We start from the raw sequence: 18805 nt of genomic DNA on the forward strand, positions 1-18805 counted from the left end.
ATATAGCCTCACATCTCGATTTTCAGTCGTTCAGCCAGGTGGTCCATGGCTTGGTGAAGTTCTTCCACGGCTTCGGCGAGCAGCAACGTGTCGCCTCCCCGACAAGCACTTTCCAGCGCCTCGCAGGCGGCGATCAGGCGTTGCGCTTGGATGATTCGCGCCCCGCCCTTGATCCGGTGCGCCAAGTCCGCCAGGCCCGGCAAGTCTTGTCGGGTGGCCAGGTGCAGCAATCGCGCCTGATCCTCGGCATTGCTGCTGACCAGTTCCGCCAGCAGCGTCCTGATGGCGGTCGCATCGCCGCCAATCAGTTGTTCGAGGCTGCTCAAGTCGATGTCATCGATGGCCGAAGGTGTCACAGCGTCCGCGGTGACCGCAGCCAGGCACCCATTGAGTTCCCTGAGGCCGATGGGTTTGAACAAGCAGTCGTCCATCCCGGCTTCGAGGCAGCGGGACTTTTCCTCGGGCTGGGCATTGGCCGTGAACCCCAGGATTACCGTCGGTACCAAGCCTCGGGCGCGCTCCTCGTCACGAATGGCCCGGGCCAGTTCGTAGCCACTCAGCAACGGCATGTTGCAGTCGGTGATGACGACATCGAAAAGGCCGGCGCGCCACGCATGCAGCCCCTGGACACCGTCCTCGGCAGCCTCGACACAATGCCCCAGATAGTTCAGTTGCTGGGACAGCAGCAGGCGGTTGGCCGGGTAATCGTCAACCACTAGAATGCTCAGCGCCCGCCCCGCCCCCAGCACCTCGTCCGAGTCCACCGGGGCTTGCGCCAAGGTGTCGAGCACCGGCAGGTTCAGCAGGACTTCGACCTGCGTGCCCTCCCCCGGCATGCTGCTCAACGCCAGGGTGCCGCCCATCATTTCGCACAAGGTGCGGCTGATCACCAGGCCCAGCCCGGAACCACTGCGGGCCGACTGGGCGTTATCGCTGGCCTGGGTAAAGGGGCTGAACAGGCGTCGCTGGTCCTCCAGGGAAATACCGCAGCCGCTGTCCTCGACCCGCAGGCAGACGCCCAGACGCCCGCCCTCAAGGCCCGGTTCGCCGCGCACACTCAGGCGCACCTGGCCCTGATCAGTGAACTTGAGTGCATTGCCCAACAGGTTCGAGACGATCTGCTTGAAGCGCAACGGGTCGATCAATACGGCGCGGTCGATCGCGGCATCCAGGTCCAGTTGCAGGCGCAGGTGCTTCTGCCGGGCCAGGCCTTCGAACATTCGCGCCACCGACTCGAGCAACTCCCGCAGGTTGGCCCGCTCTGGCGCCAGCGACAGCTTGCCCGACTCGATGCGGGCGATGTCGAGAATGTCGCCAATCAGCTCCAGCAGACCCCGGGCGGCCCCCGACGCGACTTCGATGGCAACCCGGTCCATCACACCCTGGTCGGCTTTTTTCAGGGCCAGTTCCAGCATGCCGATCACCGCGTTCATGGGTGTGCGGATTTCATGGCTCATGGTCGCCACGAAAGTGGTCTTGGCCCGATTGGCGTCGTCGGCGCGCTCCTTGGCCACCCGCAACTGCTCCAGCAGCCGCCGCAGGTACGCGACCCAACCAAAGGCCAGCAGCAAGAGCAGCGCGGCGATGGCAAACCCTTGGACGATGGTCGTGCGGTTACGCAGCCAGTAGCTATCATCGATCACCACTTCACTGCGCCAGCGGTTGGTCAGCTCGTCCATCTCTTCGGGGGAAATGCTCAACAGCGCCTTGTCCAGGATCGAATAGAGCTCCAATGCTCCCCGATTCGTCGCCAGGGCAACGCGCGCCGGCAAAGTGCCCACGGTGCTGGTGACCTGCAGCTTGTCGCGGTACTGACGGGAGATCAGGTAGCGGGCGCTGATCAGCGGATTGATCGCACCGTCCGCCGCGCCGGCGGCGACCATGGCCATGGCGTCGGCGGTATTCTGCGCCACCACCAACTGCACGCGGGGAAACTGCTCCAGCAGGAACTCGCGCAGCACGTTGCCACGCACCAGCGCCAGGCGTTTGCCGGCCATCTGGTCCAGGGTCAGCGGGACTTTGTCCCGAGCGGGCACCACCAACACGAACGGGTTCGTCAGGTACGGTCGGGTAAAACGCAATTGGTCTTCGAGTTCGGCGCTGGGTATGGCGGTAGCCAAAATGTCCGCCTTGCCGCTCTCGATCTGCCCGATCAGGTCGTCAACCGAGCCACCCCGCTGCACGTCGAATTTCAAACCGGTGCGCAAGCTGATCCGGGCCAGCACATCGGCGCCGATGCCGCGCAAATGGCCTTGCTCGTCGAAGAACGTCAGCGGCAGGAAATTTTCGTTGACCGCCACCTTGATCCGCGGATGGGCGTCCAGCCAGCGCTGTTCCTTGACACTGAAATGCAACGCTTGCTGACCCGGCATGCTCGCGCCGCCAGCACTCCAGCGGCGCAGGATGCTCATGCGTTCGCCAGCGGGAATGGCTTGCAGCGCCGCGTTGACCACGGGCAACAAGCGCCCATTGTCGCGCCTGAGCGCAAAGGCGAATGGCTGCACTTCCATGCGGGAAAAGTCCGCCAGTTGGATATTGTTCAGGTAATTCTTGCTGATCAGGTAATTGGCACTGATCGAATCCCCCAGATAGACGTCGGCCTGACCAAACGCCACGGCGCCGATGGCGCTCAAGGTCGAGGGATACAACTGCAAGGACGCCTTGGGATAGAAGGCCTCGACTGTCTCCGGCGGCAAGTAGTGATAAAGCATCGCGACCCGTTTGTCCGCCAGGTCCGCAGGCAAGTCCTGGCTGTCGTCGATGCGCGCCACCAGGGTGGGCAAGTCATCGGCGTAGGCCTGGGACATCGCCAGGTCCGGGTCACTGGCCTCGAAACCGTTGGCGGTGCCGAGCAGGTCAACCTCGCCGCTGCGCAGGGCCTGGAGCGATTCGGCACGGGACGGATAGCGCTGCACCTGCACCTTGACGTGCAATAACTGCCCGAGCAACTGGGCATAGTCAGCGGTCAGCCCTTCATAGTCTGTGCCATTGCCGGTGATGCCGAAAGGTGGGTCGTCTGGCGCCGAGGCGCCCAGCAGCAACGTGCCCTTTTGCCGCAGCCAGGTCCAATCGGCCTCGTCCAGGGACACCGAATAGTCGCTCACATTGGAACGCCCGAGCACATCCAGCAACTCGGGTGCCGCGCCAACGGTTGGCGCCACACTCAATGAGCCCAGCAACAGCGCCGCCAGGCCTGTGCGTAAAAGCAGCTTCATCTGGATCAGGTTGTTTCGCTTGGCGTAATCGGCCCGGCGCACCACTGACTTCACCGTAAGTCAGGGTGACCGGCTGATGGGTTCAGACTGCCAATACGAGGGAACAGCGAACCGAGCCTTTCAAACAGCGGGAGGCGTGCAGTGAGTGTAGGAAGTTTCTGAGGAATTTCCTGCGAGTTACCCGAGGCCGGCTTGCCCAGGGACCAGAACTGTGGGAGCGAGCTTGCTCGCGATGGCGTCAGTTCAGCCAATATTGAAGTTGACTGACACTACGCCATCGCGAGCAAGCTCGCTCCCACAGGGTTTTGCGTTGCATTGACTGGCGCGTAGCGCGGCTCTGGCCTACACAGCGGCCAACAACACATCTCGCACCGCACGAGCCTGCCCGCGATGGTTCCCGTGTTCATACAGCGAGCCGGCAATCTCATCGGCACGCACCGGCAAGATCGACAGCAAGGTATCGCTAAGGCCATGGCTGGCCTGGCAGAAGCCCTGCATGTAGATCGCCGCCTTGCAGCGCTCGTCGGTGATCAACTTGTAATTGCGGTCCACCTCGAAATCACCCAGGTACTGTGCAAGCGGGCCTAGCAGCGTGCGGTGCATCTGCCGTTCGTAACCGGTGGCCAGCACCACCGCGTCATAGCGGCGCACGGTCAGCTCGCCGGTGGCGTTGTTGCGTACCGTCAGTTCCACCCCGGCGTCGGTGGCCGTGGCTTTCTCCACCGTGGTCAAGGTACGGAACGCATGCCGCGCCACGCCGGAGACTTTCTGGCGATAGAAAATCCCGTAGATGCGTTCGATCAAGTCGATGTCCACCACCGAATAGTTGGTGTTGTGGTATTCGTTGACCAGGCGCTCGCGCTCGCTGTGGGGTTGCTGGAACACCAGGTCGGTGAATTCCGGCGAAAACACTTCGTTGACGAACGGGCTGTCGTCCGCCGGCTTGAGGGCCGAGCCGCGCAGGATCATGTCGACTTGCACCGAAGGGAAGCTGTCGTTGAGGTCGATGAAGGCTTCCGCCGCGCTCTGGCCGCCGCCGATGATCGCGATATTCATCGGCTGGCCGCTCACGCACGGCTGGGTCGCCATGCGCTCCAGGTACTGGGAATGGTGGAACACCCGGCTGTCACCCTTGAAGGCCTTGAACACTTCGGGAATGCGCGGCGTACCGCCGGCACTGACCACTACCGAACGGGCGGTGCGTACGAACTCTTCGCCCTGGGTATTGCGGGAAATCACCCGCAGCGCTTCAACCTGCTGGTTGTGCAGCACCGGTTCGATGCGCAGCACTTCTTCGCCATAACGACTCTGTTCGCTGAAATGCCCGGCGACCCAGCGCAGGTAGTCGTTAAACTCCATCCGGCATGGGTAGAACGTGCCGAGGTTGATGAAATCCACCAGGCGACCGTGGTGCTTGAGGTAATTGACGAACGAGTAAGGGCTGGTGGGGTTGCGCAGGGTCACCAGGTCCTTGAGGAAAGAGATCTGCAACTCGCTCTGGGTCACCAGGGTGTTGCCGTGCCAGCGGTAATCGGCCTGTTTGTCGAGGAACAGCACATCCAGTTCGCCCTGGACCGGGCCCCGCTCCTGCAGCGCGATGGCCAGCGCCAGGTTCGAGGGGCCGAAGCCGATGCCGATCAAGTCGTGAACGACGGGCGATGCAATTGCCTGTGTCATGTCCAGTGTCCTCTGGAGAAGCCCCGCAACAGGGCGCAAAAAGCCTGGGGAACCTGACCAGCGTTTGTGGGGCCGGCAAGTCGTCTGTTGAGAGGAACGAGGACAATGAAAAAAAATTTACCGCGATGCGATCAGCGTGGGCCGATTAATGCGTATCCCACTGTCGCACCCGAATGCGGCAGTGCTTCATGGCGTTGACGATGTGCTTTTCCACCAATGCTCGGGAAATGCCCAGGCGCTCGGCGATTTGCGGGTGGGACAGGCCTTCGAGCTTGCGCAACAGGAAACTCTCGCGGCACAGCGGTGGCAACTCGGCCAGGGCGCGCTGCAGCATGTCCAGGCGCTGGCCATGGTCGAGGCTGGTCTGGGGCGACGGTGTAAAGAAGCGCTCTTCACTGTCCAGCACATCCAGGGATTCGACCTGGCGCAGGGTATTGCGCCGATGCCCATCGATCACCAGGTTCAATGCCGTGCGATACAGGAATGCCCGAGGCTGTTCGATGGGGGTGTCGCTGGCGCGCTCCAGCACCCGCACATAGGCGTCATGCACCACATCCTCGGCCGCCTGACGGTTGCCTAGCCTGGCGTTCAGGAAACACACCAGCTCGCGATAGTAGTTTTCCAACATGACTCCCGTGCGCAATGGCCGCGCCAGCTATCCCTGTGCCACTCGGCATGCCTGAAGCAGGCAATGGCACGATGGTGGCAGATTCAATCGCGTAATTTATAGTAATTCTCATATAGATTTAAAGCTTTGGTTTGTATTCGGGCTGATTCATTCAGATAAGTAGGCGCCAGGTACTGCTTTTGTGGCGAGGGAGCTTGCTTCCTCGCCACAGGGGTCTGTGGCGCTTCAACTGATTTTCCCAACCTGCTACCAAGTGTTTCACACCGCTAAATTCCCGCCCGGAACGCTCGTTTACCAAGACAGCCTCCCGTCCCTGCCCCCCATGCGACGGGCCCGACACCACCGGCCGGAACCCTGCATGAAACGTCCCCGCCCTACCCGACGCGCCTGGCTTTTAACTATCGCACTGCTTCCAGCCCTGGCCTTCGCCGCCTGGCAAGCGGTGGCACCGAACCGTGAACCCCTGGTCACCGCGCCCGTCACCCGTGGCGATATCGAAAACAGCGTCACCGCCCTGGGCACCCTGCAACCACGACGTTATGTCGACGTGGGTGCCCAAGCCTCCGGACAGATCCTGAAGATTCACGTGGAAGCCGGCGACGAGGTGCGCGAGGGCCAACTCTTGGTGGAAATCGACCCTTCCACACAAAAAGCCCGGTTGGACGCTGGCCGCTTTTCCATTGAAAACCTCAAGGCCCAGCTTCAGGAACAGCGCGCCCAGCACGACCTGGCCCAGCAGAAATTCCGCCGCCAGCAGCAACTCAAGGCCGGCGGCGCCACCCGCGAGGAAGATGTACAGACCGCCCAGGCCGAGGTACGAGCGACCCAGGCACGCATCGACATGTTCCAGGCGCAGATCCGCCAAGCCCAGGCCAGCCTGCGCAGCGACGAGGCCGAGTTAGGCTACACGCGGATCTACGCGCCGATGAGCGGCACCGTGGTCGCCGTCGGTGCCCGGGAAGGCCAGACGCTCAACGCCCAGCAGCAAACCCCGTTGATCCTGCGCATCGCCCGTCTATCACCGATGACGGTCTGGGCCGAAGTCTCGGAAGCCGACATCGGCCACGTCAAACCGGGCATGACCGCCTACTTCACCACCCTGGCCGGCGGTTCCCGGCGCTGGAGCAGCACCGTTCGGCAGATTCTGCCGGTACCGCCACGGCCGCTGGAGGCCAGCCAGGGCGGCAGCCCCACGGGCGGGCGCAGTGGCAGCGAACGGGTGGTGCTCTACACCGTGTTGCTCGACGTCGACAACGCCGACCGCGCCCTGATGACCGACATGACCGCCCAGGTGTTTTTCGTCGCCGCCCAGGCCCACGACGTCCTGACCGTGCCCAGCGCCGCGTTGCAAGACAACACCGGCCAAGTGCAGGTGCTGGCCGAGAACGGCGAGGTTCAGCCACGGACCGTGCGCACCGGCGTCAGCGATCGACTGCGCACCCAGATCGTCGATGGCCTGAATGAGGGCGAGCGGGTGCTGATCGACCCGGCTGTCGGCAGTGGAGGCTGAATGAACACGCCCCTGATCGAACTGCGGGACATTCGCAAGGCCTACGGCGGTGGCGACAGCCCTCGGGTGGAGGTGCTGCGCGGCATCGATTTATCCATTCATGCCGGGGAATTCCTGGCGATTGTCGGCGCGTCCGGCTCCGGCAAATCGACCCTGATGAACATCCTCGGTTGCCTCGACCGCCCCACCAGCGGCGAGTACCGTTTCGCCGGTGAAGACGTCGCCCATCTGGGCAGCGATGAATTGGCCTGGCTGCGGCGCGAGGCCTTCGGGTTCGTGTTCCAGGGCTATCACCTGATCCCTTCCGGCACCGCCCAGGAAAACGTCGAGATGCCAGCGATCTACGCCGGCACCTCGGCCGCCGAACGCCATGCCCGCGCCAGTGCCCTGCTCGCACGCCTGGGCCTGGCCAGCCGCACTGGCAACCGCCCGCATCAATTGTCCGGTGGTCAGCAGCAACGGGTGTCGATTGCCCGGGCGTTGATGAACGGCGGTCACATCATCCTCGCCGACGAACCCACCGGCGCCCTCGACAGCCAGAGCGGCATCGAGGTCATGGCCTTGCTCGACGAACTGGCGAGCCAGGGCCACGTGGTGATCCTGATCACCCACGACCGCGAGGTGGCGGCCCGGGCCAAGCGCATCATCGAAATCCGCGACGGGCAGATCATCAGCGACAGCGCCGGCCCTGTACCCGCCACCCCACAGGCCAACCCCAAGGCATTGCAGGCCGTGGACCTGCGCCAGCGCCTGAGCGCCGGCAGCGAACACACCGGTGCCTGGAAAGGCGAGTTGCTCGACGCGGTGCAGGCGGCGTGGCGGGTGATGTGGATAAACCGTTTCCGCACCGCCCTGACCTTGCTCGGCATCATCATCGGCGTGGCCTCGGTGGTGGTGATGCTGGCGGTGGGCGAAGGCAGCAAGCGCCAGGTCATGGCCCAGATGGGCGCCTTCGGCTCCAACATCATCTACCTCAACGGCAGCGCCCCCAGCCCGCGCGCCGCCAAGGGCATCATCCGCGACGATGACCTGGCCGCCCTCGCCGCCCTGCCCGAGGTGCAGCGGATCATGCCGGTCAACGGCGCCGAAGCCAGCGTGCGCTTCGGCAACCTCGACCACACCAGCTACGTGGGCGGCAACGATACGAACTTCCCGCTCATTTTCAATTGGCCGGTGGTCCAGGGCCATTACTTCAGCGAGGCCGATGAGCGCAACGCGGCCGCAGTGGCGGTGATCGGTCACAAGGTCCGGCAGAAACTGTTCAAGGATGTCGCCGACCCCATCGGCCGCTACATCCTGATCGAGAACATGCCGTTCCAGGTGGTTGGCGTACTGGCGGAAAAAGGCGCCAGCTCCGGGGACTCGGACGCCGACAACCGCATCGCCGTGCCCTACTCCGCCGCCAGCGTGCGACTGTTCGGCAGTCGTCATCCCGAGTACGTGGTGATCGCCGCCAAGGACGCGGGCAAGGTCAAGCAAGCCGAACAAGCCGTCTCCCGAACGCTGTTGCGCCTGCACGACGGCAAGCAGGATTTCGAACTGACCAACAACGCCGCAATGATCCAGGCCGAGGCCCGCACCCAGGGCACGCTGTCGCTGATGCTCGGTGCCATCGCCGCCATTTCGCTGTTGGTGGGTGGCATCGGGGTGATGAACATCATGCTCATGACCGTGCGCGAACGGACCCGTGAGATCGGCATTCGCATGGCCACCGGCGCTCGCCAGCGCGACATCCTGCGCCAGTTCCTCACCGAAGCGGTGATGCTCTCGGTGGTCGGCGGCCTCGCCGGTATCGGCCTGGCCCTGCTGGTGGGCGGTGCCTTATTGCTGGGCAAAATCGCCGTGGCGTTCGAATGGCTGGCGGTGTTCGGCGCCTTCGGCTGCGCCCTGGTCACCGGCGTTGTCTTCGGTTTCATGCCGGCCCGCAAGGCGGCCCGCCTCGACCCGGTCGCGGCCCTCACCAGTGAATGAACCTCATCCTATGAAAGCGCACTTGACCCTCCTGGCGACCGGCCTGTTACTGGCGGCTTGCGCCAGCCCGTTGCCGGTCCCGGACAGCGGCATCCAGCCGCCAGCGGCCTGGCAAAACCTCGATACCCCCAGCACTCGGGCGGACAACCAGCAATGGTGGACGCAGTTCGGCAGCCCGCAATTGAACCGGCTGATCGAACAGGCGCGCCTGGACAGCCACGACCTCGCCGCCGCCATGGCCCGGGTGCGCCAGGCCCAGGCCAGTGCCGTCATTGCCGGTGCGCCACTGCTGCCGGAAATCAGGGCCGGGCTCAACGGCAATCGCCAGGAGTTGCTGCGGGGCAAGGGCTACAGCCAGTTGGACGTGGATCGGGACAACCGCACCATCGATTACTATGACGCCAACCTCAGTGCCAGCTATGAGCTGGATTTCTGGGGCGGCAAACGGGCGGCCCGGGACAGTGCGCTGAGCACGCTCTCGGCCAGCCAGTTCGACCGCGCGACCGTGGAGTTAACCCTGCTCAGCAGCGTCGCCAACAGCTACACCCAGGCATTGTCATTGCGCGAACAACAGCGCATCGCCGAACTGAACCTGGCCAACGCCCAGCGCGTGCTCGACCTGGTGCAGACCCGCTACGACGCCGGCAGCGCCACGGCCCTGGAACTGTCCCAGCAGAAAAGCCTGGTGGCGGCCCAACAGCGCCAGTTGCCGCAGGTGCAGCAACAAGCCCGGGACGCCTTGATCACCCTGGCGGCGCTGCTGGGGCAGCCGGTGCAATCGGTCAGGCTCGACGCTGAAAACTTCGACCGTTTGCACTGGCCGTCCATCGACGCCGGCGTCCCCAGTGAACTGCTGCGCCGCCGCCCCGACATCGCCGCCGCCGAAGCCCGCCTCAGCGCCGCCCAGGCCGACATCACCGTGGCCCGCGCCGCCATGCTGCCCTCCGTCACCCTGGGCCTGAGCCTGGGCACCGGTGCCGACATCGCCGACCAATTGCTGCGCAACAACTTCTACAACCTCACCGCCGGTTTGGCCGCGCCAATCTTCAACAACGGCCGCCTGAGCGCCGAACGCGACCGAGCCACCGCGCGCCAGGAGGAACTGCTGGAGCTCTACCGCGCCGCCATCATCAACGGCTTCGCCGACGTCGAAAAAGCCCTGAACAGCATCAACGGCCTGGAGCAGCAACGGCAGTGGCAAAGCGAAGAACTGAAGCAGGCCCAGACCGCCTTCGACCTCGCCCAGAGCCGCTACCAGGCCGGGGCTGAAGATTTGCTCACGGTGCTGGAAACCCAGCGCACGCTCTATGCCGCCCAGGACATGAACGTGCAATTGAGACTGGCGCGGGTGCAGGCGAGTGTGGCGTTGTATAGGGCGTTGGGTGGGGGTTGGGAAGTGATGTAAGGCTAAAGCCAAGTGACATCGTGGCGAGGGAGCTTGCTCCCGCTGGGCTGCGCAGCAGCCCCAGGATTTTGCGGTCGCTGCGCAACCGAGCGGGAGCAAGCTCCCTCGCCACAGATAACTCCCCTCTTCATAAAGGGTGTTCGGCTTTGGTTCTGTTTATCCGGCCATGTAGGACTCTCGAGCCAAGCTACGTCGCCTTGCGCCGTTACCTACAACTGCGCCAGAATCCGTCGGCTTGTCTGCCTGGCTCGTGGCTTTTACTGTTTCCGGGTCGCTGATTTCAGCGATCGGGTTTGGTAGCCCGCGAGTTAACTAGGCGCAAGCGCCACCTCCTACAGATGCTGTCTCGGCGTCTGCTTCATGGTGGCCGTGCGCAGGGCGTCTTCGGGCGCGCCGGGTTCCTAGTGCTCCGGTCTACCAACCCGCGTACGGCCGCCACCCCATCGTTTGGTAGCGAGGGTGTCGGCTCCTGAAAATGAATACTAGGAGTTACACCATGTTCAAGATCACCCCCAATCCCCCGAAGGCGACTCCAAAAAACTCGACGAAGCCGCCGACCGCGCGCTCGCCTTTTACCTCGACCCCAAACCCGAAAAACCCACTCCACCACCGGGCCAGTTGTTCACCGTGGCGGAAGGCGCGGACCTGGAATGCCTGTTGGCCAACCTCAGCGAAACCCTGGCGTCGGTCAATGTCATGGCCAACGAACTGGCCTTTGATCTGGAAGGCGCACGACGAAGTTTTGCCCTGGGGATCCAGCAGATGGTCGAGCTGAGTGAGCTGCTGGCGAACCGCGCCCTGGACATCGCCGCGCCGCGTTAACACCCCTTCCAGCCACAGCAGCGTTCGATCGTTCCCACGCTCCGCGTGGGAATGCAGCCAGGGACGCTCCGCGTCCCAAAGAGCCGAACGCAGAGCGTCCGTAGAGGCATTCCCACGCAGAGCGTGGGAACGATCAGTAAGCCAGCGTTCACACCGGCTTGGATTTGAGATTGCGCGCATACCAAGGCCGTTGCGGCACGCGGCGGAACAGTTCGGAGAGTTTCTTGTCATCGCTGCCGAAGGTGATGCGCAGAGCCAGTTTCATGGTTTCCGGGTCCATTTCCACCGAGCGTCCGGCTTGCAACCCAGGCGTGGTGCTGCAGCCGTGGGTGTCCGGGCCCAGCCAGGGGTCGGCGATTTCCACCCAGCGGCCTGGGGCGAACCAAGGCACACCGTTGACTTCAAGCCGGCTCACTTCGCCCGGATGGAAGCGTTCGTGGGCACGGAACCAGTCTTCGAGGCGGTCGTCGATCCAGCCGTGGAAGGCCCAGAACACTGGGCTCACGTGGGAGGAAAACGGATCGCCGAGGAAGTCGTTTTCCGGGGCATACCAGCGTGCGGCGAAATCGTCCGGGTCGCGGGCGAACGGCACCGGGTGGCCGTTGGACGGATCGCGCGGCACCGAGGCCCAGCGCATGTGCAGCCAGTCGTGCAGGCCCAGTTCCACTTCCGAACCGAACTGGCCCAGGGTCAATTTCGCCAAATAGCGCGGGTCGCGGTAGCGCGATTCCCAGACCTGGAAGTTGCTGTGGTAGGTCTCGGCAGTCTTGATGTCGCTGACCCACTGGGCGTATTGCTCGTCGCCATCGGCCAGCCAGGTGGGCGGCAAGGCGGTGCCGTCGTGGTTGTCGAAATAGCGGGCGAACCCCTGGCGATCACGCTCCAGCTCCGGTTGCGGCAACGGAAAGCGCGACCACGATGGCAGCGGCTGGATCGAACGCGCGGTGCCGAGCATGTGCCGGTGCATGAAAAAGAAGTCGATGCCCGAGCCATTGCGATCCTTGCGCGGGCCGCGGGCGTCACGTTCCTGATCCCGTGGGCCGGGCTGCCAACCGATACCACGCAGGGCGTTGCGTTTGTCCTCGTCCAGGGTGTGCCACTTGTCCCGCGAGGCATGCCAGAGCTGGTGGAACAACCGATGCTCGGGCGACACCAGCCAGGCCAGCAACGCCGGGCTCAGCGGCGTGCGCTCGCGGGCTTCGGGGAAGCGCTGCTTGACGGCGATGAACTGATTGTCGAGTTCCGGCAGGGCCAACGGACGGTCCAGCCGCGACACACGGCCGCTGAGGGTCGCGCTGCCGGCATTGCCGAAGCCGGCCCAGACTTCGTCCAGGGTCATGGTGAACTCATAGTCCGGCGCGCCACCGCAGGACTGGGCGCCGATCAAGCGCCAGCTCAGTTGCTTCGGGTCGGTGCCGGCCAGATCCCCCAACACCCGATAACGGGGTTCATCCCCGGCACGCAGGCGTTCGGCGGTGTCGAGGTAACCCACCAGGCCACGGCCCTTGTGGCCGATATCGAGGAGCACTTGCAGATCGTCCCGGGGTAAGCCGTCGAGGCCGGCATCGCGCCCGGTGAAGCGGATGCTCCAGATCCCCCGCAGCGTATCGGCCCGGCGCTGGCCTGCCACGTCGGCCACATCGAACGAGGCCTCGCCGGGGGTGATGGTGGGGTCCGGCCGGGTCAGTTCGCGATGCCCGTAATACACCGCAGGCACGGCGGCACCGGTCAGCGCCAGGCCTGCCATGAACCATCGTCGAGAAATCGTCATTGCCTTACCTGTGTTCGGCCCTGGAGCGGGCTTTATCCAAGCTAGAACGATGGGGGGGCTGACAAATTTATAGAGGCTGTGAGGGCCTCATCGCCAGCAGGCTCGCTCCCACAATGGATCAGGTACATCCGCGAGGGATCGGTCGACTGTCAGACCGCCATCGCGAGCAAGCTCGCTCCCACAGGTGACCGCGCTCCAATGTGGGAGCGAGCTTGCTCGCGATGAGGGCCTGAAGGCCACCTAAATTTCCCCGCCGATCACTCGTTCTCCCCAGATAGCAAAGGCCCCTGCGCCTGTCCTTCCAAGGCGAACCTGACTGAGATCGGCAATGACAACACCACGTTCGAAAAAGGCTCTTTTCACCGGCGTGCCCCTGGTCCTGGCGCTGGCCGTGGGTGGCGGCCTGGCGGCCTGGGACCATTGGTGGCGGGACAACCCCGGCTACCCGGTCAAGGTGATGAAAGAGGCCAAGGAGCTGCACGAGCGCCTGCTGTCCTTCGACAGCCACATCACCGTGCCGCTGGACTTCGGCACCGCCGGCAACGAAGCCGACAAGGACGGCAGCGGCCAGTTCGACCTGGTCAAAGCCAATCGCGGGCAGCTCTCCGGCGCAGCGCTGACGGTGTTCGGCTGGCCCGAGATCTGGAACGGCCTCAACGCCCCGCACAAGCCCACCGCCGGTTTCGTCGAAGAGGCGCGCAACCAGCAGGAGGTGCGCTACAAGATCATCACCGGCCTGGTCCGCGACTTTCCCAACCAGGTCGCCATCGCCTACACCCCGGATGATTTCCGGCGCCTGCACGGCGAAGGCAAGTTTGCGATTTTCATCAGCATGCTCAACGCCTACCCGCTGGGGCACGACCTGAACCTGCTGGACCTGTGGACGGCGCGCGGCATGCGCATGTTCGGCTTCAGCTACATCGGCAACAACGACTGGGCCGACTCCTCGCGGCCGCTGCCGTTCTTCAACGACTCGCCCGACGCCCTCGGCGGCCTCTCGGAAATTGGCAAGCAAGCGGTGACGCGTCTGAACGACCTGGGCGTGATCATCGACGTGTCGCAAATGTCGACCCAGGCCCTGGAGCAAGTCGCGCAACTGAGCCGCACGCCACTGGTGGCCTCCCATTCGGCGCCCCGGGCCATGGTCGACATCCCACGCAACCTCAGCGACAAGGAAATGCAGCTGATCAAGGCCAGCGGCGGCGTGGTGCAGATCGTCGGTTTCTCCCAGTACCTGCGCCCACTGACGCAAAAGACCCAGGACAAACTCAACGCGCTGCGCGAGCGTTTCGACCTGCCGCCGCTGCCCAACCTGGCGATGGCGCTGATGCCGGGCGACCCGATCATCGCCGCCTGGCCGGAGCAAAGGTTTGGCGAATACGCCAGCCAGCTCTACGCCATCCTCGAAGAAGAACCCAAGGCCAGCCTCAAGGACCTGGGCGATGCCATCGACTATACCGTGCGCAAGATCGGTATCGACCATGTCGGCATCAGCTCGGACTTCAATGAAGGCGGCGGCGTCAAAGGTTGGGAGAACGTTGGCGACATTCGCAACGTCACCGCCGAACTGCTCACCCGTGGCTACTCCGAAGCCGACATCGCCAAACTGTGGGGCGGCAATTTCCTGCGGGTCTGGGATCAGGTCCAGCAAGCCGCAAAACCCGCATTGGCCTCGAACCAGAAGGCCGTCCAGCCATGAATGAACGCCGTACCTTTCTCAAGCAAGCCGGGATCCTCGCCGCCGGCCTGCCACTGGCCGCAAGCCTTCCCACCACTGCCAACGCCGATTCGCTACCGCCACTGCCCCGCAACAAATGGGCGCAATTGCGCACGCTGTTCGACCAGGATCCCGACTACCTGCACTTCTCCAATTTCCTGGTCACCACCCACCCGCGCCCGGTGCGCGAGGCCATCGAAAAGCACCGCGCGGCCCTGGACAAAAACCCGGGGCTGTTGATGGACTGGGATTTGGGCGTCACCGAAGAACGCGAAGAAAACGTGCGGACCTGGGCCGGACGTTATCTGCAAGCGAACCCGAAGCAGATCGCTCTGACCGGCAGCACCACCGAGGGCCTGTCAATAATCTATGGCGGCGTCCATGTGGCAGCCGATCAGGAGATCCTCACCACCGCCCACGAACACTACGCCACCCACACTATTCTTGAGCTGCGCACCCAACGGGACGGCACCCGGGTACGCAAGATCAAGCTGTTCGAAAACGCCCACGACGCCAGCCACGAGCAAATCCTCACCGCCATCGACCGCAACATCCGCCCCGAAACCCGGGTGCTGGGTATGACCTGGGTACACTCGGGCAGCGGCGTGAAACTGCCCATCGACAAGATCGGCGCCCTGGTGGACAAGCACAACCAGGGTCGCAGCGATGAGCAACGGATCATCTACGTGGTGGACGGCGTGCACGGTTTCGGCGTCGAGGACCTGGACTTCCCGGCGATGAACTGCGACTTCTTCATCGCCGGCACTCACAAATGGATGTTCGGCCCACGTGGCACCGGCCTGGTGTGCAGCCGCAGCGAGGAGGTCAAGTACGTCACGCCGATCATTCCGACCTTCTCCGAAGCCACGGCGTTTTCCACCACCATGACGCCCGGCGGTTACCACGCTTTCGAGCATCGCTGGGCGGCGGACGAAGCGTTCAAGCTGCACCTGCAACTGGGCAAGGCCGAGGTTCAGGCGCGCATTCATGCCCTCAACACCTACCTGAAAAAACAGCTGGTGGCGCTGCCGCAGATCGAACTGGTCACGCCCCTGAGCCCGGACTTGTCCGCCGGTTTCACCTTCTTCCGGGTCAAGGGTCGCGACAGCGATGAGATCGCCGGCTACCTGATGAAGAACCGGGTGATCGCCGACGCCGTGCATCGCGACGCCGGGCCGGTAATCCGCACCGCGCCGGGGTTGCTCAACACCGAAGCCGAGATCGATCGCTTCATGGGCTTGCTGGCCAAGACACTCTGAACCTGACTTTATCGAGAGAGACGGATGAACAGTTTTTCCTTGAAGCTACTCCCGGCACTGGCCCTCGTCGCCCTGCAGCCCTCCGGCGCCCAGGCCTCGCAACCGGGCCAGGTCTTTCGCGACTGCAAGGACTGCCCGGAAATGGTCGTGCTGCCTACCGGCACCTTCCAGATGGGCACCCCGGAAGACGAAGTGGGCCGCGAGCCTGATGAGGGGCCGATACACCCGGTGACCTTCGCCAAGCCACTGGCGATCAGCCGCTTCCAGGTATTGAAGGGTGAATGGTTCGCCTACCTGCGCGACACCGGTTACCAGATGCCCGACGGCGACAAGCGCCCCGGCCGCGCCTGCAAGGCCGGCATCCCGGATTACCAGGGCAGCGACCCGCGCAAGCAATACACCGACCGACACCCGGCGGTGTGCATGGATTTCGCCGAGGCCAACGCTTACGTGGCCTGGCTGTCGAAAAAAACCGGCAAACAATACCGGCTGGTCAGCGAATCCCTGCGCGAGTACGCAGCACGCGGCGGCAGCACCGGCCCGTTCCCCTTCCCGTTCGATGAGGGCAAGGAATACAGCATCGCCCAACACGCCAACACCTACGGCGCGGCCGACGGCTACAACTTCACCGCCCCGGCCGGCAGCTTCGCGCCCAATGCCTTTGGCGTGTATGACATGCACGGCAACATCTACGAATGGACCGCCGACTGCTACAACGAAAACTACGTGGGCGCCCCGAGCGACGGCAGCGCCTGGCTGACCGGCAAGTGCGAGTTCAAGCGCATCCGCGGCAACGACTGGGGCGAGGCACCGGTGTTCTCCCGCTCCGGCAACCGCAACGCCCTGGTGCCAAGTGATCGCGGCGACTGGATCGGTTTCCGGGTGGCGCGGGATATGTAGGCCGAACACAGCACGGCCCCATGTGGGAGCAAAGCTTGCTCGCGATGCAGACACCTCGATTTCACAGAGAACCGCATCGCCTTCATCGCGGGCAAGCCTTGCTCCCACAGGATAAATTCCCCTCCCCTCCAATCGTTCTAAAGATGGGCGCAACCCAATCCAGCGCGCCTGCGCCCTAAAGCCCTCCCGGCAACCACCCGCGACGGCCTTCGACCTTTTCATCAAGCAGGGAAACCTCCATGAGCCAACCAACCCGCGGGGTGATCAGTGAACTGTTCAGCCTGCTCAAACCCTTCCGGCTGATTGTCGTAGGCTCCATCCTCTTGGGCATGCTGGGCGGCCTGAGCATCACTGCTCTGCTGGCAACCATCAATGACGCCCTGAACGCCGCCACAACGCCTACGCCGCAGGTGCTGGCGACGTTCGCCGGGCTTTGCGCGGCGGCGCTGCTGACCTCGATCCTTTCCGACATCGGCACCAACCATGTCGGCCAGAACATCATCGCCGAGCTGCGTAAATCCCTGGGCAAGAAAGTCCTGCTGGCGCCCATCGAGCAGATCGAACGCTATCGCAGCCATCGGCTCATCCCGGTGTTGACCCACGACGTCAACACCGTCAGCGACTTCGCCTTTTCGTTCGCGCCGCTGGCCATCGCCTTCACCGTCACCCTCGGTTGCCTGGGTTACCTGGCCTACCTGTCACTGCCGATGTTCTTGCTGCTGCTGGTGGCCCTGGTGATCGGCACGGTCGTGCAGTACCTGGCGCGGGCCCGTGGCATCAGGGGTTTCGAAGCCGCCCGTGAGGCCGAAGACGCGCTGCAGAAACACTACGGCGCGATCGCCGCCGGGGCCAAGGAACTGCGCATTCATCGCCCACGCCGCCAGCGCATGTTCAGCCAGCGCATCGAAGCGACTGCCGATTACATCTGCGACACCAACATCCGTTCGGTCAACACCTTCGTGGTGGCCAAGACCTTCGGCTCGATGCTGTTTTTTGTGGTCATTGGCCTGGTCCTGGCCCTGCAATCGCTGTGGCTGGGCACGGACAGGGTCGTGCTCAGCGGTTTCGTACTGGTGCTGTTGTACATGAAGGGTCCGCTGGAATACCTGGTGATGACATTGCCGGTGATCAGCCGGGCGAACGTTGCGTTCAAGCGCATTGCTGAACTGGCCGAGCAGTTTTCCTCGCCGGAGCCGCACCTGCTGCTCAACGACAAGCAGCCTTGCAAACCTACGATCCAACAGCTTGAGCTGCGTGATGTGCACTACGCCTTCCCGGTGGTCGAAGGCAGCCAACCCTTCGCCCTGGGACCGGTCAACCTGTCCATCACCCAAGGGGACATTGTGTTCATCGTCGGTGAAAACGGTGGCGGCAAGACCACGCTGATCAAACTGCTGCTGGGCCTCTATCTCCCCCAGGGCGGTGAAATCCTCCTGGATGGCACGCCGGTAGGGGCTGCGCAACGGGACGATTATCGCCAGTTGTTCACCACGATTTTTGCCGACTACTACCTGTTCGATGAGTTGGTCCAGGGCGATCAACAGGTGCCCAAAAACGCCAACCGCTACCTGGAGCGTCTGGAAATCGCCCACAAGGTCAGCATTCAGGACGGCGCCTTCAGCACCACTGACCTCTCCACTGGCCAGCGCAAACGCCTGGCGTTGCTCAACGCCTGGCTTGAGGAGCGCCCGGTGCTGGTGTTCGACGAATGGGCCGCCGACCAGGATCCGGTGTTTCGCCGCGTGTTCTACACCGAACTGCTGCCGGAGCTGAAGGCGCTGGGTAAAACCATCATCGTGATTTCCCACGACGACCGCTATTTCGACATCGCCGATCAACTGGTCCGGATGCAGGCCGGTCAGGTCATCAGTGAAAAAGCTCCGGCGGCGTTTGCCTGAGCCCGTCCGACGCCATGCTATTTGCCGCGAGA

The 18805-nt window shown here is 63.6% G+C and carries 11 protein-coding genes and 1 pseudogene; 8 read left to right on the forward strand and 4 right to left on the reverse strand.

Annotated features, from left to right (window positions below; all coding sequences use genetic code 11):
* Window positions 1-8 precede the first annotated feature (8 nt).
* From J9870_RS20135 to J9870_RS20145, 3 genes are all read right to left on the reverse strand, one after another.
* Window positions 9-3215, reverse strand: coding sequence for a transporter substrate-binding domain-containing protein (locus tag J9870_RS20135; RefSeq protein WP_210645355.1), 3207 nt, complete (start codon window positions 3213-3215; stop codon window positions 9-11).
* A 342-nt stretch (window positions 3216-3557) separates the two neighbouring features.
* Window positions 3558-4892, reverse strand: a complete 1335-nt coding sequence (locus J9870_RS20140) for a SidA/IucD/PvdA family monooxygenase (protein WP_210639685.1) — start codon at window positions 4890-4892, stop codon at window positions 3558-3560.
* Between the two features lie 145 nt (window positions 4893-5037).
* Window positions 5038-5520, reverse strand: coding sequence for a sigma-70 family RNA polymerase sigma factor (locus J9870_RS20145; RefSeq protein ID WP_210639686.1), 483 nt, complete (start codon window positions 5518-5520; stop codon window positions 5038-5040).
* A gap of 358 nt (window positions 5521-5878) precedes the next feature.
* Between J9870_RS20145 and J9870_RS20150 the strand changes: the two genes are divergently transcribed.
* The 4 genes and pseudogenes from J9870_RS20150 (at window position 5879) to J9870_RS20165 (ending at window position 11228) form a co-directional block, all read left to right on the forward strand.
* Window positions 5879-7030 carry an efflux RND transporter periplasmic adaptor subunit gene (locus J9870_RS20150; RefSeq protein ID WP_210639687.1) on the forward strand — a complete coding sequence of 384 codons (1152 nt, stop codon included), beginning with the start codon at window positions 5879-5881 and terminating at the stop codon, window positions 7028-7030.
* Window positions 7031-9001: a MacB family efflux pump subunit gene (locus J9870_RS20155; RefSeq protein ID WP_210639688.1), complete on the forward strand. Its 1971-nt coding sequence runs from the start codon at window positions 7031-7033 to the stop codon at window positions 8999-9001.
* Window positions 9002-9011: 10 nt separating this feature from the next.
* A complete protein-coding gene (locus J9870_RS20160) occupies window positions 9012-10406 on the forward strand; it encodes an efflux transporter outer membrane subunit (RefSeq protein ID WP_210639689.1) in 1395 nt (464 codons plus the stop codon).
* A gap of 496 nt (window positions 10407-10902) precedes the next feature.
* Window positions 10903-11228 (forward strand): annotated as a pseudogene (locus J9870_RS20165) (DUF6124 family protein).
* A gap of 148 nt (window positions 11229-11376) precedes the next feature.
* Here the strand turns inward: J9870_RS20165 and J9870_RS20170 are convergent.
* Window positions 11377-12999: a PvdJ/PvdD/PvdP-like protein gene (locus J9870_RS20170; RefSeq protein WP_210639690.1), complete on the reverse strand. Its 1623-nt coding sequence runs from the start codon at window positions 12997-12999 to the stop codon at window positions 11377-11379.
* Between the two features lie 328 nt (window positions 13000-13327).
* Between J9870_RS20170 and pvdM the strand changes: the two genes are divergently transcribed.
* The 4 genes from pvdM to J9870_RS20190 all read left to right on the forward strand — a co-directional run bounded on the left by pvdM (window position 13328) and on the right by J9870_RS20190 (window position 18773).
* Window positions 13328-14698: a pyoverdine-tailoring dipeptidase-like protein PvdM gene (gene pvdM / locus J9870_RS20175; RefSeq protein ID WP_210639691.1), complete on the forward strand. Its 1371-nt coding sequence runs from the start codon at window positions 13328-13330 to the stop codon at window positions 14696-14698.
* A complete protein-coding gene (locus J9870_RS20180) occupies window positions 14695-15975 on the forward strand; it encodes an aminotransferase class V-fold PLP-dependent enzyme (RefSeq protein WP_210639692.1) in 1281 nt (426 codons plus the stop codon). The genes pvdM and J9870_RS20180 overlap by 4 nt, the downstream gene beginning before the upstream one ends.
* Before the next feature lie 24 nt (window positions 15976-15999).
* The gene (locus J9870_RS20185; protein ID WP_210639693.1) at window positions 16000-16875 is read left to right on the forward strand and encodes a formylglycine-generating enzyme family protein; all 876 of its coding nucleotides are present in this window, start codon (window positions 16000-16002) and stop codon (window positions 16873-16875) included.
* 239 nt (window positions 16876-17114) lie between these two features.
* Entirely contained in the window at window positions 17115-18773 is a 1659-nt protein-coding gene (locus J9870_RS20190; RefSeq protein WP_210639694.1) for a cyclic peptide export ABC transporter, read from the forward strand.
* The last annotated feature ends 32 nt before the right edge of the window (window positions 18774-18805 follow it).

Source organism: Pseudomonas sp. Tri1, assembly GCF_017968885.1.
Classification (GTDB): domain Bacteria; phylum Pseudomonadota; class Gammaproteobacteria; order Pseudomonadales; family Pseudomonadaceae; genus Aquipseudomonas.

Coding starts and splice junctions, on each gene's coding strand:
- J9870_RS20180 (WP_210639692.1), top strand. CDS start 14,695: ATGAATGAACGCCGTACCTTTCTCAAGCAAGCCGGGATCCTCGCCGCC.
- J9870_RS20160 (WP_210639689.1), top strand. CDS start 9,012: ATGAAAGCGCACTTGACCCTCCTGGCGACCGGCCTGTTACTGGCGGCT.
- J9870_RS20135 (WP_210645355.1), bottom strand. CDS start 3,215: ATGAAGCTGCTTTTACGCACAGGCCTGGCGGCGCTGTTGCTGGGCTCA.
- J9870_RS20145 (WP_210639686.1), bottom strand. CDS start 5,520: ATGTTGGAAAACTACTATCGCGAGCTGGTGTGTTTCCTGAACGCCAGG.
- J9870_RS20190 (WP_210639694.1), top strand. CDS start 17,115: ATGAGCCAACCAACCCGCGGGGTGATCAGTGAACTGTTCAGCCTGCTC.
- J9870_RS20170 (WP_210639690.1), bottom strand. CDS start 12,999: ATGACGATTTCTCGACGATGGTTCATGGCAGGCCTGGCGCTGACCGGT.
- pvdM (WP_210639691.1), top strand. CDS start 13,328: ATGACAACACCACGTTCGAAAAAGGCTCTTTTCACCGGCGTGCCCCTG.
- J9870_RS20185 (WP_210639693.1), top strand. CDS start 16,000: ATGAACAGTTTTTCCTTGAAGCTACTCCCGGCACTGGCCCTCGTCGCC.
- J9870_RS20140 (WP_210639685.1), bottom strand. CDS start 4,892: ATGACACAGGCAATTGCATCGCCCGTCGTTCACGACTTGATCGGCATC.
- J9870_RS20155 (WP_210639688.1), top strand. CDS start 7,031: ATGAACACGCCCCTGATCGAACTGCGGGACATTCGCAAGGCCTACGGC.
- J9870_RS20150 (WP_210639687.1), top strand. CDS start 5,879: ATGAAACGTCCCCGCCCTACCCGACGCGCCTGGCTTTTAACTATCGCA.